The organism is Xanthomonas sp. 3793, assembly GCF_024806835.1.
Classification (GTDB): domain Bacteria; phylum Pseudomonadota; class Gammaproteobacteria; order Xanthomonadales; family Xanthomonadaceae; genus Xanthomonas; species Xanthomonas arboricola_F.
In genome coordinates this window covers 1-18,787 of sequence record NZ_JANTYU010000009.1, presented here as the reverse complement: position 1 = coordinate 18,787, position 18,787 = coordinate 1, and the positions used below count along the sequence as shown (strand labels likewise).

At 65.9% G+C, this 18,787-nt stretch carries 15 protein-coding genes; 4 read left to right on the top strand and 11 right to left on the bottom strand.

Annotation, left to right across the window (positions count from 1 at the left end; all coding sequences use genetic code 11):
• Positions 1-85 precede the first annotated feature (85 nt).
• Positions 86-406: a hypothetical protein gene (locus FHY18_RS21585; protein WP_259159939.1), complete on the top strand. Its 321-nt coding sequence runs from the start codon at positions 86-88 to the stop codon at positions 404-406.
• A 66-nt stretch (positions 407-472) separates the two neighbouring features.
• Positions 473-862: a VOC family protein gene (locus FHY18_RS21580; protein ID WP_259159938.1), complete on the top strand. Its 390-nt coding sequence runs from the start codon at positions 473-475 to the stop codon at positions 860-862.
• Between the two features lie 66 nt (positions 863-928).
• On the opposite strand, the gene FHY18_RS21575 is transcribed toward FHY18_RS21580, so the two are convergent.
• The 4 genes from FHY18_RS21575 to FHY18_RS21560 all read right to left on the bottom strand — a co-directional run bounded on the left by FHY18_RS21575 (position 929) and on the right by FHY18_RS21560 (position 4,597).
• Positions 929-2,551 (bottom strand): lactate permease LctP family transporter, encoded by a 1,623-nt coding sequence (locus FHY18_RS21575; protein WP_259159937.1) that lies wholly within the window; start codon positions 2,549-2,551, stop codon positions 929-931.
• 37 nt (positions 2,552-2,588) lie between these two features.
• Entirely contained in the window at positions 2,589-3,593 is a 1,005-nt protein-coding gene (locus FHY18_RS21570; RefSeq protein WP_259159936.1) for a 2-hydroxyacid dehydrogenase, read from the bottom strand.
• Positions 3,594-3,822: 229 nt separating this feature from the next.
• The gene (locus FHY18_RS21565; protein WP_172454289.1) at positions 3,823-3,981 is read right to left on the bottom strand and encodes a DUF2256 domain-containing protein; all 159 of its coding nucleotides are present in this window, start codon (positions 3,979-3,981) and stop codon (positions 3,823-3,825) included.
• Positions 3,982-4,306: 325 nt separating this feature from the next.
• On the bottom strand, positions 4,307-4,597 hold the full coding sequence (locus tag FHY18_RS21560) for a SymE family type I addiction module toxin (RefSeq protein ID WP_259159930.1): 291 nt from the start codon (positions 4,595-4,597) through the stop codon (positions 4,307-4,309).
• 473 nt (positions 4,598-5,070) lie between these two features.
• Between FHY18_RS21560 and FHY18_RS21555 the strand changes: the two genes are divergently transcribed.
• Entirely contained in the window at positions 5,071-5,457 is a 387-nt protein-coding gene (locus tag FHY18_RS21555; RefSeq protein ID WP_259159929.1) for a VOC family protein, read from the top strand.
• Between the two features lie 151 nt (positions 5,458-5,608).
• Here the strand turns inward: FHY18_RS21555 and FHY18_RS21550 are convergent, their stop codons facing one another.
• From FHY18_RS21550 to FHY18_RS21520, 7 genes are all read right to left on the bottom strand, one after another.
• A complete protein-coding gene (locus FHY18_RS21550; RefSeq protein WP_259159928.1) occupies positions 5,609-7,075 on the bottom strand; it encodes a mannitol dehydrogenase family protein in 1,467 nt (488 codons plus the stop codon).
• 224 nt (positions 7,076-7,299) lie between these two features.
• Complete coding sequence (locus FHY18_RS21545) at positions 7,300-9,990, bottom strand: glycoside hydrolase family 3 protein (RefSeq protein WP_259159927.1); 2,691 nt, start codon at positions 9,988-9,990, stop codon at positions 7,300-7,302.
• A gap of 2 nt (positions 9,991-9,992) precedes the next feature.
• Positions 9,993-11,660: a glycoside hydrolase family 43 protein gene (locus tag FHY18_RS21540; protein ID WP_259160022.1), complete on the bottom strand. Its 1,668-nt coding sequence runs from the start codon at positions 11,658-11,660 to the stop codon at positions 9,993-9,995.
• A gap of 155 nt (positions 11,661-11,815) precedes the next feature.
• A complete protein-coding gene (gene manD / locus FHY18_RS21535) occupies positions 11,816-13,075 on the bottom strand; it encodes a D-mannonate dehydratase ManD (RefSeq protein WP_259159926.1) in 1,260 nt (419 codons plus the stop codon).
• Between the two features lie 11 nt (positions 13,076-13,086).
• Positions 13,087-15,051: a sialate O-acetylesterase gene (locus FHY18_RS21530; protein WP_259159924.1), complete on the bottom strand. Its 1,965-nt coding sequence runs from the start codon at positions 15,049-15,051 to the stop codon at positions 13,087-13,089.
• Positions 15,048-17,234, bottom strand: a complete 2,187-nt coding sequence (locus FHY18_RS21525) for an alpha-glucuronidase family glycosyl hydrolase (RefSeq protein WP_259160020.1) — start codon at positions 17,232-17,234, stop codon at positions 15,048-15,050. Before FHY18_RS21525 ends, FHY18_RS21530 begins: the two co-directional genes overlap by 4 nt.
• A 94-nt stretch (positions 17,235-17,328) precedes the next feature.
• Positions 17,329-17,484: a hypothetical protein gene (locus tag FHY18_RS21520; RefSeq protein WP_259159922.1), complete on the bottom strand. Its 156-nt coding sequence runs from the start codon at positions 17,482-17,484 to the stop codon at positions 17,329-17,331.
• On the opposite strand from FHY18_RS21520, the gene FHY18_RS21515 reads away from it, so the two are divergent.
• On the top strand, positions 17,411-18,478 hold the full coding sequence (locus tag FHY18_RS21515; protein ID WP_259159920.1) for a LacI family DNA-binding transcriptional regulator: 1,068 nt from the start codon (positions 17,411-17,413) through the stop codon (positions 18,476-18,478). The two genes, FHY18_RS21520 and FHY18_RS21515, sit on opposite strands and share 74 nt — an antisense overlap.
• Positions 18,479-18,787: the final 309 nt, after the last annotated feature.

The window sequence follows — 18,787 nt, the reverse complement described above, 5'->3', positions numbered from 1 at the left end:
AGCAGCAGACCAGGGTCGGCTGGACGGTGCTGCTATCTTTGACATCGAGACGATATGCGGGTTCATCCCTATGTGGCGAATCATCGTGAATCGCAGGGCAGCCGTTGCAGTCACCGCGTTGGTGATCGCCTGCATCGCATCGAATCCGGAGCTTGCAGCGGCTGTGCCATTGCTGGATATGCTGGGCATCGACGTATTCGCCTACCTGCTGGTCAGCCAGCTGGGCACCGCGCTGCTGCAGGGCCTGGCCCCGGCACTACGAGACGCCTATACGCGATGGGGCCACAAGCTGGTGCGGCCATTGGGGTATGCAGTCAGCTCCTGCATCGGTGGATACTTGCGCCAGCTGAGCTGGTACACCCGGCAGCTGGGGCTAGCTGTCGTTACTGGTTGCGCGCGCATCTGAGCGCTTCGTGTGGCCAGCAATGGCCGTCCCGGTTTGAATCCGATTACCACTTCAGACGAGTTGACGATGAACGCCAAGGCCAACACCGCTGACCAGACCATCCCGATCCTGCCCAGCCGCGCCATTGCGCAGACGCTGGCTTTCTACCGCCGGCTTGGCTTCGAGGGCGATGCGCATCCGCATGATGCCGGGTATGCGATTGTGCGGCGCGGCGATGTAGAGCTGCACTTCTTCGCGCACCCGGATCTGGATCCGGCGAGCTGCTACGCGGGTTGCTATCTGCGGGTGGGCGATGTCGATGCCATCCATGCAGCGATGCAGGCAGCGGCGCTCCCGGCCCGGGGAATTCCAAGGATCGACCCGGTGGGCGACAAGCCCTGGGGCATGCGCGAATTTGCGATCGTGGACGAGAGCGGCAATCTGCTGCGGATCGGGCAGGTCATCGCCAATCGCTGACACAGCCTGGAGCAGGCCAGTGCAAGCAACCTGCTACGGCAGCCAGTTGACACGCCGCCACCGGCATCATTGCAGCAGCATCGACAACAGCCACGTGCAAAGACAGACATAAACCAGCAATCCAAGACTTGCCGCCAGCGTGGTCCGCATGATCGCCGACTCCTGCCCCACCAACTTGACCGCAGCGGCGGCAATGGCAATCGATTGCGGCGAGACCAGCTTGGCCATCACGCCACCGGCGGTATTGGCCGCCACCAGCAACGGCGCAGACACGCCGATCTGTGCCGCCGTCACCGCCTGCAGATGGGCAAACAAGGTGTTGCTGTTGACCACCGAGCCGGTGATGAACACCCCCATCCAGCCGATCACCGGCGACAGCAGCGGGAACACGCCACCGGCCTGCGCCAGCGCCAGGCCGATGGACGACGATGCACCGGAATAGTTGGTGACATAGGCCACCGCCATCACCAGCGACACGGTGGCCAGCGGTCTCCACATCTCGCGCGCGGACTTGACCAACTCGCCGGTTGCCGAGCGCAGGGTCAAGCGCGACGACAGCAGCACCGTGAGCAGCGCGGCGATCAGGATCGCCGTGCCGGAAGCATTGAGCCAACCGACATTCCACACCGCAGGCAGCGTGCGCACGCTGGCGACCAACGGCGGCACTTCCTGCACGCGTTGATCGAGCAGGCCGATGGGCAGATGCAGCACCGTGGCGGCCAACGCGCCGTCTGCGGCAAACAGCGCCTTGAACGCAGGCAGGCTCCATACCAGGATCGCGCCGGTGAGGATGTAGAACGGCGACCACGCACGCAGCACCTGGGCAAGCGCCCAGCGCTGGGTGGAGCAAGGCGGTGCCTGCGCTTCGCGGTAGATGCGCCTGGGGCGCCAGAACCGCATGAAAAGGGCCAGCCCGCCCATGCCGGCCAGCGGCCCGAGGATGTCCACCAGTTCCGGCCCCAGAAAGTACAAGGTCAGCGTCTGCACGCCACTGAACACCACGCCGACAAACAGCAGCACCGGCCAGGTCTCGCGCACGCCGCGCCAGCCATCGAGCATCGCCACCAGCCCCGCCGGCACCAGCAGCGCGCAGACCTGCACCAGCGCGATCAGCATCAGCGACATCTCTTCCAGGCGCACGCCGCCCTGCTGCGCGCCCACCAGCACCGGGATGCCGATGGCCCCATAAGCGCCCGCCGCGCCGTTGGCCAGCAGGCACAACATCGCCGCCTTGAGCGGACGGAAGCCCAGCTCCACCAGCAACGCCGCGCAGATCGCGATCGGCACGCCAAAACCGGCAGCGCCTTCCAGAAATCCACCGAAGCAGAACGCGATCAGTAACACCTGGATGCGCTGGTCTTCGGACACCGTGGCGATGCTGCCGCGGATCACCTCGAACTTGCCGCTGCGGATCGCCAGCTTGTACAGCCATACCGCCATCAGCACGATGAAGCCGATCGGGAAGAGGCCGTTGGCAATGCCCAACAACGCGGCGCCCACGATGCTGGCCAGCGGCATACCGAACACCAGCGACGACACCGCCACCGAGACCAGCACCGCCAGTGACGCGGCGGTCAGCCCCTTGAGCCGCAGCAGCGTCAGCGCCAGCAGGAAGAACAGCACCGGCAGCGCGGCGAGCAATGCCGAGAGGTTGGCGTTACCGAGCGGGTCGTAGAGTTGTTGCCACATGGTCGGACCTGCGCGGGAGTGAAAGGGAAACGCGGAGTCAGGCGCTCGGAACCAGGTTCGGGCACGCCGTGCCTGCGGCGAAATGCGCCAGATTCAGCAGCGTGATCCCGGAGATCTCCTCAAGTGCTTCGGCAGTGAAAAAGCCCTGGTGCCCGGTGACCAGCACATTGGGGAAGGTCATCAGGCGCTGGAACACGTCGTCGTCGATGATCTCGCCGGAGCGGTCCTGAAAGAACAAGGCGCTTTCCTGCTCGTAGACATCGATGGCCAGATGACCGAGCTGGCGGGACTTGAGTGCACGGATCACCGCATCGGTATCCACCAGCCCACCGCGTGAGGTGTTGACCAGCATCGCGCCGGGCTTCATCGCTGTCAGCGCGGCATCGTCGATGAGGTGCTGGGTGACCGGCGTCAGCGGGCAGTGCAGCGAGACGATATCGGCCTGTGCGAACAGCGCATCCAGTGCGACCCGCTCACCGAGCCCATCGAATCCCGGCGAGGGATAGGGATCGTAGCCGAGCATGCGGCAGCCCATGCCACGAAAGATCCGTGCGGTCGCAAGGCCGATCTTGCCCAGGCCCACAAGGCCGACCGTCTTGCCGTGCAAGGTGCGCCCAAGCAGGCCGTTGAGCATGAAGTTGCCCTCGCGCACGCGGTTGTAGGCGCGGTGTGTCTGGCGGTTGAGCGTCATCACCAGTGCCAGGGTGTGCTCGGCCACCGCCTCGGGTGAGTAGGCCGGTACGCGTGCCACGAACAACTCCAGGGCCTTGGCTGCGGCGAGGTCGATGTTGTTGAAGCCGGCGCAGCGCAGCAGCACTGCGCGCACACCGATCGCGTGCAATGCCTGCAACACGGCCGCATCGAGCCGGTCGTTGACGAACACGCACACCACCTCGCAGCCCTGTGCCAATGCTACGGTCTGCAGATCCAGCGATGCTTCGAAGTAAAAAAACTCGGCTATGGATTGCTCCCTCAAGCGCAGTTTCGCTTCGTCGAGAAATCGCTTGTCGTAAGGGCGCGTGCTGAAGACAGCCATTTTCATGCAGAGAACTCCATCGATACGGAAGTACAGTGACCCATCAGATGCCATGTGTCTGCCACTGACATTCGCCAATCAGTGCGGATGTGGCTAGCTCAAGCGGCGGCATGGACGTCAGCCTGACGGATAGAGTCTAAGCATGTCGCGCAACACTACGCGCATGCGCCGGTGTGCGCCGGTTTGGCGATGGAGTTGCACGTGTTGTCGATCGGCGATCAACACACCGCGCAGGTCACGGAGTCGGACGCGTCCGCTTGCTTTCGCCGCGGCAACGGTCGGAGCAGTATTTCACCTCGTCCCACACGCGCTCCCATTTCTTGCGCCAACGGAACGGCCGCCCGCACTGCATGCAGGGTTTCTCAGGCAACTCGTGTTTCTTGCGCATGGCCATGCGGCGCGTGAGCCTAAGCGGAGGTGGGTGGGGGCGTAGATGAGGCCAAGCATGTCATGTCGCGCGGTGCAGTGCAGATGCCAGTGCAGGCAACAAGCTCTGTGTCGCTGACGGCACGCGCGCCACACGGCTTTGCTTCACAGCTCCGCTTCGAAACGGACACTGTCCTCTCGCGTGCAGACGGCACAGGCAGCCTCCCTTCTTCAATGCAAACAGGATCAAGGCAGCCTCCCTTCTCCAATCCGGACAAGCGCAAAGAGCGTTCCCTCTCCCGTGCAGGGAGAAGCAACGCAAGCGCCGTATCAGCGCACTCGACCCACGCGCATCACTTTCGGCGCGATCTCACCGTAGGTACCGCAGGCGCCACGCGGCTGATCAACACCACGCCGCTTCCCACCGTGACCCGCAACGCATCGCCAACCGCGAAACCGCAGTGTTCCAGCCAACGGCCCGACAGCCGCAGCTTGGGTACTGCGCAGCCGACGACATCCTCGGCCCGCCGCACGTCGTAGTGCTGGCAGCTCATGGTGACCCGCTCGGGAATACGGAAGCCGGGCTTGCGCAAGGGCGGCGTGGGTGCTGGTGATGGATCTGCCGCCGACTCCGTGTCGGTCACGGCGCACACCGAGCTCTGCCTTGATCCGGTACGCGCGACAACAGAGCGCTTGGATCGCGATGCAGAGCGTGCATGGGCAGTCGCTTTGGGGCGGGTCATATCGAACTCCTTGTGCGATAGGAAGTCCGCCACCTCGCTGCTAAACAAGGGTGGCGAACGATGCGCGGTTAGCAGACCGGTCACAAGGAACCGGCAGACCTTGCGGTCTCCGCGCACCGCCCGCCGTAAAGCGAGCACGCCTGCCCACGCGACACGTCGGGCAAAAGAAAAGCGCCGACATCGTGCAATGGGCGCTGGTGCGCCTTGTGATTACGGGCTGCTAAACCCGGCTGCGGAATATGCCGCAGCAAGGAGATCTTGCGACTCGCCACTGGAGCGAGTCAAGACAGGACGGCACAACGCTCAACCGATCTGTCGGATGTGGCGTATCGTTGCGCCCAGCGACGACTTCGTTCTCCCACTGCGAGAAAGCGATGACTTCCAGTGCCCAAATGCCAGACCGTACGATTCCGCTGCTACCGGCCCGCTCCATCGAGCGCACGCTCGCCTTCTACCGGCGGCTGGGCTTTGTCGGCGACGCGCATCCGCACGATGCAAGCTACGCGATCCTGACACGTGGCGAGGTGGAGCTGCATTTCTTCGTGCATCCGGACCTGGATCCTGCTGCCTGCTATGCGGGGTGCTACATCCGGGTTGGCGATGTCGATGCGGTCTACGCCGCCATGCATGCGGCGGACCTTCCGGTGCACGGCATCCCCCGGCTCGATCCTGTCGGCGACAAGCCCTGGGGAATGCGGGAATTTGCGCTTGTCGACGAGAACGGCAACCTGCTCAGGATTGGGCAGGTAATCGGTAAATAGGCACCCAATCGCCCGCTGCATCTGCGGGCCTGCATATCCGCAACAGGCCCTGGATCGGGTAGCTCAATGGGCGTGTTCTGCGCACTGCTGTCCGCCAATCGCCCGCTGCAGACGCCGGAGCTTGTTGTATGCGACGCCACAGGGCGATGCATCACCTCAAATCAATGGCCCGATGTATCTCTGCTGGTGTTGCATTGCCCAGCGCAGCGTAGGCAGCGTGCAGCGCCTGCACAAAACGCGCATCGCCAGAGAGCGAAGCGAACACGGCATCCACGGTGAGGAATGACGCGATGTCATGGCCGGCATCGCCGGTGGTCGAGCGGCCGATGTCGCTGAGGACATCGCTCAACGGATCGATCAAGGCGATGCCATTACGTGACTGCCTGCGCACAAACTGCAACCAGGCCGCTACCGGAATGCAGAGCCGGTCGACCCGTCGCCCGGCATCCAATGCGTCGCCGATGACGCTGAGCAGGCGCACCGGAATCTTCTGCGAGCCATCCCAGGCGATCTGCGCAAGCAGGTGGCGGATGGCGGGGTTGCGGAAGCGGGCCAGGATGGCGTCGATGTACTGCTGCGGGTCGAAGCCTTGCATCGGTTGCAGGGTGGGGGCGATGTCCTCGCGCATCAGGGTTTCGACAAAGCTGGCCAGTGGCGGGTGACGCATGGCGTCGGCGACCGTTTCCAGACCGAGCAGGCTGCCGATATAGGCGAGTGCGGAGTGCGGGCCGTTGAGCAGGCGCAGCTTGGTGCGTGCATAGCCGGCGATGTCGTCGCTGAGGATCACGCCGGCACGCTCGAAGGCGGGACGGCCGTTGCAGAAGCGGTCTTCGATCACCCACTGGCTGTAGCGCTCGCGCTGGATCGGCCAGGCGTCGTGCAGGCTGGTTTGTGCTTGCACGTTTGCGCGTAGCGCGTCGTCGGTGGCGGGGGTGATGCTGTCGACCATCGAGCGTGGGAAGGTGGTGTGCCGGTCGATCCAATCCGCAAGCGCGGGATCGTTCTGCTGTGTGAGCAGCAACACTGCGCGGCGCAGCAGGCTGCCGTTGTCGGGCAGGTTGTCGCAGCTGAGCACGGTGAACGGCGCAATACCTTGCTGCCTGCGCTGGTGCAGGCCGGCGACGAGATAGCCGATGGCGCTGCGCGGTGTGCCGGGGTGGGCGATGTCGTGCGCGATGTCCGGATGAGTGAGGTCGAGCGTGTCGCCAGCCAGGCAGTAGCCTTTTTCGGTGACGGTGAGGGTGACCAGGCGCACGGCGGGATCGGCCAGGCGTGCGAGCACGGCGGCTTGTTCGTCGGCGGCGCACAGCACCTCGCGGATGGCGCCGATGATGCGCAGCTGCGGGTGCTCGTCGAGCAGGGCGAGGGTGTACAGGCCGTCCTGTGGGCGCAGCGCGTCGCGCACGCTCGGGCTGTGCAGGGAGACGGCACAGATGGCCCAGCGGGGATCGTCTGCGAGCAGGTCATCGATGTAGACGGCCTGGTGGGCGCGATGAAAGGCGCCTGCGCCTAGATGGACGATGCCGAGGGTGGTTGTCGCTGGATCGTAAGCGGGCGTTAAAAAAACCGCTGGCGTCAGGGTGGCAAGGGTATCGAGCGAAAGACGTGGGGCTTGCATCGTGGTGTCCGCGGACTAGGGATTTGGTGGAGCCGCCTGCGCCGTACCCTCACCCCAACCCCGGCTCCGCGCCCCGGCCCACGTCTTGCGACGCGGGCGCTCCAGGGCACGCGCGCCAGTGGCGCGCAAGCGGTGCCGCTTCGCCCCGGCGGGAGAGGGGCTTGGGGCAATCGCGGCCGGAGGGTCTGTTGGCAACGTCTGCAGAGCGAGGGGCCTCGAAGGCGCTAGTTGCCGGTGACGGTGAAGCGTTGCCTGCTGCGGATGTCTGCGCTGGAAGCGCCGATCTGCAGCTCGTATGCGCCTGGATCCACTGCGTAGGCCTTGCGCTGCTCGTCGTAGATGCGCAGTGCGTCCTGCGCCTTGATGGTGAAGCGCACCTGGCGTTGTTCGCCAGGTTGCAGCGCGATGCGTTGGAAGCCGCGTAGCTCCTTGCCGGCGCGTTCGCGTTGCGGCTTGAGCGGATGCAGATACAGCTGCACCACTTCATCGCCGGCGCGTTGGCCGGTGTTCTTCAACATGACCGTGGCCGTGAGCGTGCCGTCGGCGGCCACGGTGTTGCGGTCCAGCTGCAGATCCGAGTAGGCGAACTGCGTGTACGACAGCCCATGGCCGAACGGATACAGCGGCTTGCCGGTGAAGTAGCGATAGGTGCGCCCGCGCATGGCGTAGTCGTCGAAGGCGGGCAGGCGCTCGTCTTCCTTGTAGAACGTGATCGGCAAACGGCCGCCGGGACTGGCCTGGCCGAACAGCACATCGCCCACCGCGCTGCCGCCGCGTTGGCCGGGGTACCAGGCCAGCAGGATGGCGGGCACATGCTGCTGCGCCCAGTCGATGGCCAGTGCCGAGCCGGTGGTCAGCACCGCCACCACCGGCGTGCCGGTGGCCTGCAGCGCCTGCAGCAATTCGCGTTGCGGTTTGGGCAGGCGGGTGTCGGTGCGGTCGCCCCCGGCAAAGCCGGGATAGTTGACGTCCATCTCCTCGCCTTCGACATCGCCGGTGAGGCCGCCGACGAACACCACCACTTCGGCGTTGCGTGCGGCGTCCACGGCCTCCTGCAGCGGCGGTTTGGCGCCGGGCATGCGCCAGGCCAGACGCACGCCGGCATCGCGGGTGGCCTCGTAATACTCCACACGCAGGTCGTAGGCCTTGCCGGCTTCCAGTGCGACGCTGGCATTGCCGCCGCGCATGCGCGGGGCATCGCTCCAGTAATCGATCAGCAGCTTGCCATCCAGATACAGACGCACGCCATCGTCGGCGGCCACCTGCAACTCGTAGTTGCCCGACACCGGCGGCAACAACTGGCCATGCCAGCGCACGCTGAAGTCGTCCCTGGCCAGCGCACGGTCTGCCTGCAGTTCACCGCGGCCCACCGCATCGTCGGTGGGTGCGTTGCGATCCCAGCGGAAGGCGATGCGCGGGTCGATGCGGGTCAGCACCGGCGTGCCGGCCAATGCGCGGCCTTTGAAGTATTCACCAGTAAGGCCGTTTTGCTTGGCATCTGCCGCGGGGCGCAGATAGCGCGTGTCGATCGGTGCGGCGGCGTTGGGGTCTTCGCGTCCTTCCACCAGGTCGCTGCCGCGCGCGTAGACCACCTGCGCCTGCGGTGCGGCATCGCGAATGCCCTGCAGGATGGTGACCGGCGCGGCCGGGGTGCCGTAGTAATTGCCCAGCAGCGACATCGGATCGTCGGCGGTGGGGCCGACCACGGCGATGCGCTTGAGCGTGGGTTTGAGCGGCAACACGCCCTCGTTCTTCAGCAGCACCAGCGATTCGCGCGCGGTGCGGCGCGCCAGTGCATCGTGCTGCGGCGATTGATTGATTGATGCGGGAATCTGCGCCCACGGCACCTTGGCCGGCGGATCGAACATGCCCAGGCGCATGCGCGTGGTCATCAGGCGCTTGAGTGCGGTGTCGATGCTGGCTTCGTCGATCAGGCCGGCACGCACCGCCTTGGGCAACGCGGCATAGGTGTCGCCGCAATCCAGGTCGGTGCCGTGCCTGACGCCGAGTGCGGCGGCGGCCTCGGGCGTGGGCACGATCTTGTGGTTCTGCCAGATGTCGCGGATGGCGGCGCAGTCGCTGACGATGTAGCCATCGAAGCCCCAGTCGCGGCGCAGGATGCCTTCCAGCCGCGTGCTGGCTGAGGCGGATTCGCCGTTGACACGGTTGTAGGCGCCCATCACCGCGGCGACCTTGCCTTCCTGTACCAGGGCCTGGAAGGCCGGCAGGTAGGTCTCATACAGATCGCGTTCGCTTGGGTGCACATCGAAGTGATGACGGTCGGCCTCCGGCCCGCTATGCACCGCGAAGTGCTTGGCAGTGGCATCGAGCTTGCGGTACGGCCCCTGCTGGGCCTGCAGGCCTTGCACGAAGGTCACCCCCATGCGCGCGGTCAGGAACGGGTCTTCGCCATAGGTTTCCTGCCCGCGGCCCCAGCGCGGGTCGCGGAAGATGTTGATGTTGGGCGACCAGAAGGTGAGCCCCTGATAGCGCTTGTGCTCGCCGCGCGCCAGGAACGCGTGGTGCTTGGCGCGCGCTTCGTCGCCGATGGCGGTGGCCACCTCGGCCATCAGCGGGGTGTCGAAGGTCGCTGCCAGCCCGATCGCCTGCGGAAACACCGTGGCGCCACCGGCGCGTGCCACACCATGCAGCGCTTCGTTCCACCAATCGTATTCGGGCACCTGCAGGCGCGGGATGGCCGGTGCGGCGTTCTGCATCTGCGCGGCCTTTTCGTCCAATGTCATGCGCGACACCAGGTCGGCGGCGCGCGTTTCGAACGACAGTTGGGTGTCCAGATACGGCGGCGGTGGCGGTGCCGCCGCATGCGATGAGCCGGCGGCAAGGGCAGTGGCCAGCAGGCCGGCAGCCAGGATGCGGCGCGGGCCGGGAGCGAAACGGGCAGGGTGCAAAAGCATGGTCAGTCCTCCTTGGTGCGGTCTGGTTGCAACCGGGCGAAGGGCCCGATCATGCTGCCGACGAAGCCGCCGGCCTGTGCGGTGCTGAGCATGCCGGCGTCGTCGTCGCGGCGTAGCGATTGCCAGCCGGCACCGGTAGCGTCGTAGTCGAAGCTGTAGGCGCCGCCATCGCCGCTGATCTGCAGGCGCAACTGCGTTGTAGTGGCCGGGATGCGGGTACGCGCCAGCGTGGTGGTGGTGGCGCCGTCGCGCTTGTCGACAAACACCTCCAGTGCGGCGCCGTCGCGGCGCACGCCCAGCGCATACCACGCGTTGGCGTTCTGGAACGCGGCCAGCCCGGCCTGCACGCCGGCCTGGGTGGGTACCGCCAGCGCGGTGCTGGCGTGAAAGCGCGTGTGTTGCTGGCGACGCGCAAGAAAGGCTGGCGTGCCGTTACCTTCCAGGCCCTGCGTCGTCGCATGCAGGGTCAACCAGCCGGCACGTGCTTGCGTGTCAGCTACCGCGCGTTTGGGCACGCGCAGGGTGAGCCATTCGCGTTGCAAGGTGGCGGCAGTGAAATCGTCGTGCCAGCTGAAGTTGCCTGATAGCGGCGCCTGATCGACAAGCGTCTTTGCCCGGGCAGGTGCGCTGACGATGTACGGAATCGGTTTGCCCGCAGGCAGGATCGATGGCCAGCCATCGCGCCACTGCACCGGCAACAGGAAGGTTTCGCGCCCGGTGTTGTAGCGATCGCCGGAATACGGCCGGCTGGCCAGAAACACTGCCCACCATTGTCCGTCCGGTGCTTCGACAAAATCCGCGTGACCGGCATTGCTGACCGGATGCGCGCGCTCGGCCGGCAGATCGCGCTGGGTGAGGATGGGATTGTGCGGCGAAGGCGCGTACGGCCCCCACAGGTTGCGGCTGCGTAATACCACCTGCGAGTGTTGCGGCCCGGTGCCGCCTTCGGCGCACGACAGGTAGTACCAGCCGTCGCGTTGATACAGGTGCGGGCCCTCGATCCAGATCGGCTTGCTGGCCAGATCCACACCGCCGTTGAGCAGCACCTTGCGCGGGCCGACCGGTTGATTGCTGGCGAGGTCGAAACGCTGCATCCAGATCGCGCGATGGCCTTCGTACAACGGCGTGCCTTCCGGTGGGCCGTTGTTGAGCAGATACGCGCTGCCGTCGCTGTCCAAGAACAGCGACGGGTCGATGCCGTCGATGCTGGGCAGCCACGTCAACGCCGACCACGGCCCGGAAGCACGCTCGGCGCTGGCGATGAAGTTGCCACCGCTGTCCACCGAGGTGCCGACCACGTAGAACCGCCCGTCGTGATGCCGAATGCTGGCGGCGAACATGCCGCGCGACACGCCCAGGCCGTCGTAGTTCAGCTGCTCGCGCCGTTCGACCACATTGCCGATCTGCGTCCAGTGCACCAGATCCGTGCTTTCGAACACCGGGATTGCGGGGAAATACGCGAACGTGGAATTGACCAGGTAGTAGCGCTCGCCGACGCGGGTGATGCTGGGGTCCGGATAGAAGCCGGCCAGGATCGGGTTGCGGTATTGACCGGGCGCCAGCGGCGTGGCGAACACCGCATCGTCGCCGCGATAGTCGAACCAGTCGAAGGCGACCTCGGCCTGCGCTTGCGCCGTCGCTGGTGCGAGCACTGCGATGACGGTGACCACCATGTAGCGAGCCAGCAGCACAGAAACGCGTGTGACAAGCAAAAGCAAGCGCTTCGGCGCCGAGTGCGCAGACTGGCCAAGCCAGCATGATCGCCGCACGGAAGTTGTCTGGGACGCGCTTGCGCCTGGCGTGCCGACGGTCGTCGCGTGCCGCATCACCAATCCCACATCGCGCCATCTTCCAGGCGCGCGACCGGCAGCTGTTTGGGCACGTACGGGTACTTCGCCGCCAGCGCTTCGTCGATCTCCACGCCATGCCCGGGTGTCTCGCCGCAATGCAGGCGGCCAGCGCGGAAGACGTAGTCGTGCGGGAACACCGCATTGGCCTCGTCGGAGTGGAACATGTATTCCTGGATGCCGAAGTTGGGCACCCAGGTGTCGAAGTGCAATGCCGCGCCCATGCACACCGGCGACAGATCGGTGGCGCCATGGAAGCCGGTGCGCACCTGGTGCAGGGCGGCAAAATCCGCCAATCGCCGCACGTGGGTGATGCCGCCGGCGTGGACAATCGTGGTGCGGATGTAGTCGATCAGTTGCTGCTCGATCAGGTGCTTGCAGTCCCAGATCGAATTGAACACCTCGCCTACCGCCAGCGGCGTCACCGTGTGCTGACGAATGATCTCGAAGGCGCGCTGGTTTTCCGCGGGCGTGGCGTCTTCCAGCCAGAACAGCCGGTAGGGCTCCAGATCGCGGCCCAGGCGCGCGGCCTCGATCGGGGTGAGCCGGTGGTGCGCGTCGTGCAGCAGTTCGATCTCGTCGCCGTGGTCGTTGCGCAGTTGCTCGAACAGCTTGGGCACCACGCCGAGATAGCGCGGCGTGGACCAGACTGTTTCGGTCGGCAGTTCGCTTTCGGCCGGCTCGTACGGCTTTCCGCCACTGGAAATGCCATAGGTCTTCTTGATGCCGGGCACGCCGCATTGCGCGCGGATGGCGATGAAACCCATCTCGCGGAAGCGGCCCACTTCATCGCTGGTTTCGGCGATGTCGCGGCCGTTGGCATGGCCGTACACCAGCGCGCCCTCGCGCGAGCGCCCGCCGAGCAGCTGGTACAAGGGCAGCCCGGCCATCTTGCCCAGGATGTCCCACAGCGCTACGTCCACTGCGGCAATGGCGCTCATCGTCACCGGGCCACGGCGCCAGTACGCGCCGCGATAGAAGAACTGCCAGATGTCTTCGATACGCCCGGCATCGCGGCCGATCAGGTTGGGCACCAGGTGCTCCTGCAGATACGCCGCCACCGCCAGTTCGCGGCCATTGAGCGTGGCATCGCCCAGCCCGGTGATGCCCGAGCGGGTGCGGATCTTCAGGGTGACGAAGTTGCGGCCAGGGCAGCTGACGATGACGCGCGCCTCGACGATCTCGCGATCGCGGGCCGAGCCTTGCAGCGGAGCAGGGGAGTCGGGGGTCTGTGACATCGTGGTCTCGCTCATGGGGAAGAGGCGGCAGTGACGGGGAGTTCGAACGGGCCGGCCGGCAGGCCGCTGCGGTCGTACAGCGTGCACACCGGGCTGTCGGCCCAGCAGTAGCGCACGCGGGTGGCGACGATGCCCGAAGGAAGGCGCAGGCTGACATCGCGGCCCTGCAGCGTGGTGCTGGTGTAGCGGCAACTGTCGGCTGCCGCAGCGCAGACTTCAAAACCGATCGGTGCGTCGTTGCCATAGCTCAGCAAAGCCGCATCCACGTCGTCGAAGGCGACGTGGATGGCATCGCCCTCGCGACGCGCGCTACGCGGCACCGGGCCGGAGGGCGCAATCGCCTCGCCATACACCACATGCCGCGCCGCGCGTGCCAGGCGTCGCCCAAGTTCCTGCTTGTTGGACGGATGGATGTCGTAGCGGTCGCCGATGTCGATGGCCACCGCCAGGCCGGCATGCGCGTCGTCGGCAACGAAGCGGCGCTGCGCCTCGCGTAGCTGCGCCCACCCGCTTTCCACCGGTTGCGTGGGTGGGGCGCCGTAGTTGGCCAGCTGCACCACCAGCAGCGGGAGCTGCGCACCAAAGCGTGCGCGCCAGTCGCGCTGCCACGCCTGCAGCAGCGCCGGGTAATGCACCGCATCGCCCGCATTGGATTCGCCCTGGTACCACAGCACGCCGCGCAGCCCGAGCTGGCCGAGCGGGGCGATCATGCCGTTGTACAAGGTGGTCAGCCCGGCCGCCGACGACCATGGCGCGCGCGGCGGTGTGCCCAGGCGCGGCGAGACGATCTGGTACTGCCAGGGCGCATCCAGCGGCACGCGGCTGCCATCGGCCAACTGCAGCGCACGCGACGATGCATCGCCCAGCAATCCACCGCGGCGATAGGTATTGAGCACGTTGAGCACGATGCTGTTGCGCCCGGCATGCAGGTGGCCGCGTGGCAGCGTGTAGCGACGCGGCTGATCGGCGCCATAACTGCTGCCCACGCCGCGTCCATTGACCCAGGTCTGGTCCAGTTCGTCCACCGGCCCCAGCAACAGGCTGGCCTCCTGCGCGGCTTGCGCGGCGGTCAGCTCCACGCTGGTGCGGTACCAGACCATGCCATTGAAGCCGACCAGCTGCGGCACGCCCCAGTCGTCCCATGCGCCCAGCGCCGCAGGTGCGGGTTGCCACGCTTCCGGCGCATCCGGCAGCCATGGCGTGCCGTCGCCATGCGCACGCCACCAGGTTTCCCACAGCGTGCCCCAGCGTGGCGCAGCATCGGTCGGGCTGGTGGCATAACGCGCCAGCACGTCCAGCGCCGGACCATCGTCGCCTGCCGCACGCAATGCCTTGTCGCCGATCCAGGCCTGCAGCTGCGAGCCGCCCCACGAAGCGTTGATCAAACCCATCGGCACATCGACGGTCTTCTGCAATTCGCGTGCGAAGTAGTAACACGCTGCAGAAAACTCCTTCACCGTGTCCGGTGTGGTGGGCTGCCACGTCGCCTGCCCACCGAAGCGTGTCTGCGGCGTGGGGCTGGACTGCGCCGGCACCTTGAACATGCGGATGGTGGGATGGTCGGCATCGGCAATCTCGCTGCGCGCATCCAGCGTGCGATGCACCTGCAATTCCATGTTCGACTGGCCCGAACACAGCCACACATCGCCGATCAATACATCGCTCACCTGCTGCGTGGTGCCATCGGGCGTGCTGGCCTGCAAGCGGTACGGGCCACCGGCCGCGTGTGCAGGCAGGCGTACCTGCCAATGCCCGTCACGGTCTGCGCGTGCCTGCACCTGCTGCGTATGGAGCTGTACGGTGACGCGCGTGCCCGGCGCCGCATCGCCCCAGACCTTGATCGGTGCATCGCGCTGCAGCACCACATGGTCCTGGAAGAGTGCGTGCAGCAAGGGCGCATCGGCGGCCTGCGCAGCATTGGATACCACTGCCGCGGACAGCAGCACCGCCAGGGATGTCGCCACGCGTGCGCTCATTTCGGATTTCCTGGTGCATAAGGAAACTTCAAGGCCTGGTAGTACGCCAGCGGATGCGCGGGCGGTGCCACGCCGGCCGGCAGGCCGCGCCCGGACACGCTTTGAAAATAGGCGATGCTGGCATCGCGCCACCACTGCGCCTCATCCTGCTGGATGGCCAAAAACTCGCTCACCTGCTGGTAACGTGGCGCATCGATCTTGCCCGCCAGGCCCTGCCAGGTCGCGCGCATCGCACGCACCTCGTCCACGCCATGGTCGTAGTGCCAGACCAGCTCTTCCCAGAGTGGCCGTCCGGAGGCCATGCGTCGGTCCCACGGCACATGGTGGAACCACAGCAGATACTGCTCGGGCACGCGCTGCACATCGCCGAATACCCGCGCCACCGGTGCTGCGTATTGCGCCACCGCATTGCTGCCGCTGGCACTGCGATCGAAGCCAATGCCATTGCGATCGGCACGGTGGTAGTACACCGGGTCCCAGTCCGGCCGTTCGCTGCCGGCATCCCACGGCGCCGGCCCGTAGTGATGGCCGCGTCCCATCAGGTGATGCAGCCCGAGCGGGGTCATGTAATCCACGACCGCCTCGCGCGAGCGCAGCATCATGCCGACCACCGGCGTCACCACGGCGGCGTCGTTGGACAAAGTCATGCGCACCCACTCCTGCGCGATGGCCTCCGGCGACAGCGCCGGATTCCACGCCAGCCGCCCGTAGGCGTACCAATTGGCCTGATCGAAGAGCGAGCCGCTCCAGTTGCGATCGGCACCGAGATTGGCCACTCCGGCAATGCCGGTGAGCCGGGCATGCTTGCCGGAGTTGAACAGCGTGCCGTCCACCGTCTTTGCCACGCTCCAGCCCTTGCCGCGCGCATAGGTATCGGCCTGCAGGGTCTCGGCGAACAGGGTGCCCAGATACGCCAGATGCGTGGAAAAGCCCAGATATTCCTTGGTGATCTGAAACTCCGGCATCAACGGCGTCTTGCGCATCGCGCCGAACAACGGATGGAACGGTTCGCGCGGCTGGAAGTCGATCGCACCATTCTTGACCTGCACGATCACGTTGTCGCGAAATGCGCCATCGAGCGGAACAAACTCGCTGTACGCCTGTTTGGCGCGGTCGTCCGGCTGCTCGTGCGAATATACGAAGGCACGCCACATCACCACGCCTCCATGCGGTGCCAGCGCGTCGGCCAGCAGGTTTGCGCCATCGGCATGGGAGCGCCCGTAATCCTGCGGGCCGGGCTGGCCTTCGGAGTTGGCCTTGACCAGGAACCCGCCAAAATCCGGAATGCGCGCGTAGATTTCTTCGGCCTTGGCGCGCCACCAGCGTTGTACCTGTGGATCCAGCGGGTCGGCGGTGCGCAGGCCGCCAATCTCGATCGGTGCACTGAAGCGCGCGCTGAGAAACACGCGGATGCCGTACGGACGAAACACCGCGGCCAGCGCCGCGGCCTTGTCCAGATATTCCGGCGTCAGGCTCCAGGCCTTGGCGTTGACGTTGTTGAGCACGGTTCCGTTGATGCCCAGCGAGGCGTTGGCGCGTGCATAGTCGGTGTAGCGCGGGTCCAGATAGCCGGGCAGCGTCTGCCAGTTCCACAGCGATGCACCGGCATAGCCGCGCTCCACCACGCCATCCAGGTTGTCCCAATGGTTGAGCATGCGCAGCTGCAATCGCGGCGATTCGCGTACGTTGAGTGCGGTGATCGGCTGGGCGGTCTGCAGCAGGCGCAGGAAATGAAATGCGCCATACAACGCACCGACATCGCTGCCGCCCACGATGGCCGTGGCGCGATGCCCATCCACGCGCACCGTCTGGATCAGATATCCCTCATGACCAAGATCGCCGGTTTTGAGCTGTAATGCGGCAATCTGCGGTGCGTTGGCGGCGCCCAGCACGATCGCGCCATCGGCGGTCACCGTGGCAGCGCTCTGCAGGGCATGACCGAGCAGGCCCTGCACCCCGCGCGTCAGCTCATCGCGCGCCGCATGCAGGGTGGGCGAGTCGCCGGCAATCACCAAGCTCCGCGCGCCTGCCTGCAGTTGCGCGGCGTCGCCCACCATGTGGTAGCGCAACCATAGCTCGTAGCCATCTTCTGCCCGCACCGTTGCGACCGGAAGCAGTGCACCACCCAACACCACCAGCCACATCAGTGCCAACGCACGCACGCTTGTGCGATTGCGTCCCATCGGCCATGCGCTCATGCCGTACGCTCCGCTGCGGCAATGGCATCTGTGCGCATCTCCCCGCTCTGTCTGCTTCCCGGTACCATGGCTTGCATGCTCATGCCCGCACCTGCTGCAGGTCTACCGGCAGCAGCACGCGCGCTTGCGCCAACTTTCGCTCGCATTTGAAGAGGCCATGCTTGGAGAAGGTCAGGAAATCGGTCCGCCGCACCAGCCGCGCGACCACCATCGACGAGGTGGCGGCGCTGGCCAAGGTGTCGCCGATGACGGTCTCGCGTGTGGTCAACAACAACGGCAGCGTGCGCGACGCCACCCGTGAGCGCGTGATGCGCGCAGTCGACAAACTCGGTTACACGCCCAATCTGGCCGCAAGCGCCCTGGCCGCTGCGCAGAGTACGCGCATTGCGCTGATCTACAGCGACCCCAGCGGTGCATATCTGCGCGAACTGTTGCTGGGCGTGCTGCGGGTTGCCTCGCGTACGTCGATCCAGCTGGTGATCGATTGCTGGGACGATCTTGACGCCGATGCCGAACGCCGTGCCGCGCGCAAACTCGCCAAGGGTGTGGCCGGGGTGATCCTGCCGCCGCCGTTGTGCGAATCCCGTGCTGCGGTGCTGGAACTTGTACGTGCCAAGGTGCCGGTGGTGGCGATCGCCTCCAACCATTTCAGTCCCGACGTGGCCTGCGTGCGCATCGACGAATTCGCTGCTGCCAAGGAAATCACCGAGCACCTGATCGCGCAGGGGCATACCCGTATCGGCTACATCGCCGGGCACCCCAATCTGTCGGCCAGCACGCGGCGTTTCGAAGGATTTCAGGCCGCCTTGTCCGACGCCGGCCTGCGCCTGGACAGGCATCTGGTACAACCGGGCGACTACACCTACCGCTCGGGTCTGCTTGCGGCCGAAAAACTGCTTGCACGCAAGCGTCGCCCCAGCGCGATCTTCGCCAGCAACGACGACATGGCCGCCGCGGCCATTTCGGTGGCGCACCGGCGTGGGCTGGATGTGCCGCGCGATCTGTCGGTCGTGGGTTTCGATGACACCTCGGCAGCCACTGCCGTCTGGCCCGAACTCACCACCGTGCAGCAGCCCATCGCCGCCATGGCAGATGCCGCGCTGGACATCTTGTTGAAGACGATTCGCGCCAAGGAGCGCACGTCGAAGATGGTCGATCATGTGGTCGCGCACCTGCTGGTCAAGCGGGATTCGGTAGCCGCACCGATCGCAATCGATCCGGCCGAATAAGAGCGGCTGGCGCACCGCGATGTCGCTGCGGGGTGGGCGCTAGCTGCGTGTTCCTGTCGCACGCATGCCGTGCGGTTGTCGGCGCAGCGATCCCCTGATCGCCACGCCATGTTGTCAGCCATCTCGATACCTGATGCGGTCGCCCGCAGCGCCGTGGCAATGCACGCGGTTGTCATGCGCGCGCGGCGTTACACGACGCGCGTGCGATGACAGGCATCAACGCGTCAGATACTGGTTGATCAGGTTCTCATACGCTTCCTGGCGCCCGCTGACCTGCTTGGGCGCGTTGCCGGCCGCGTAGCTGGCCAG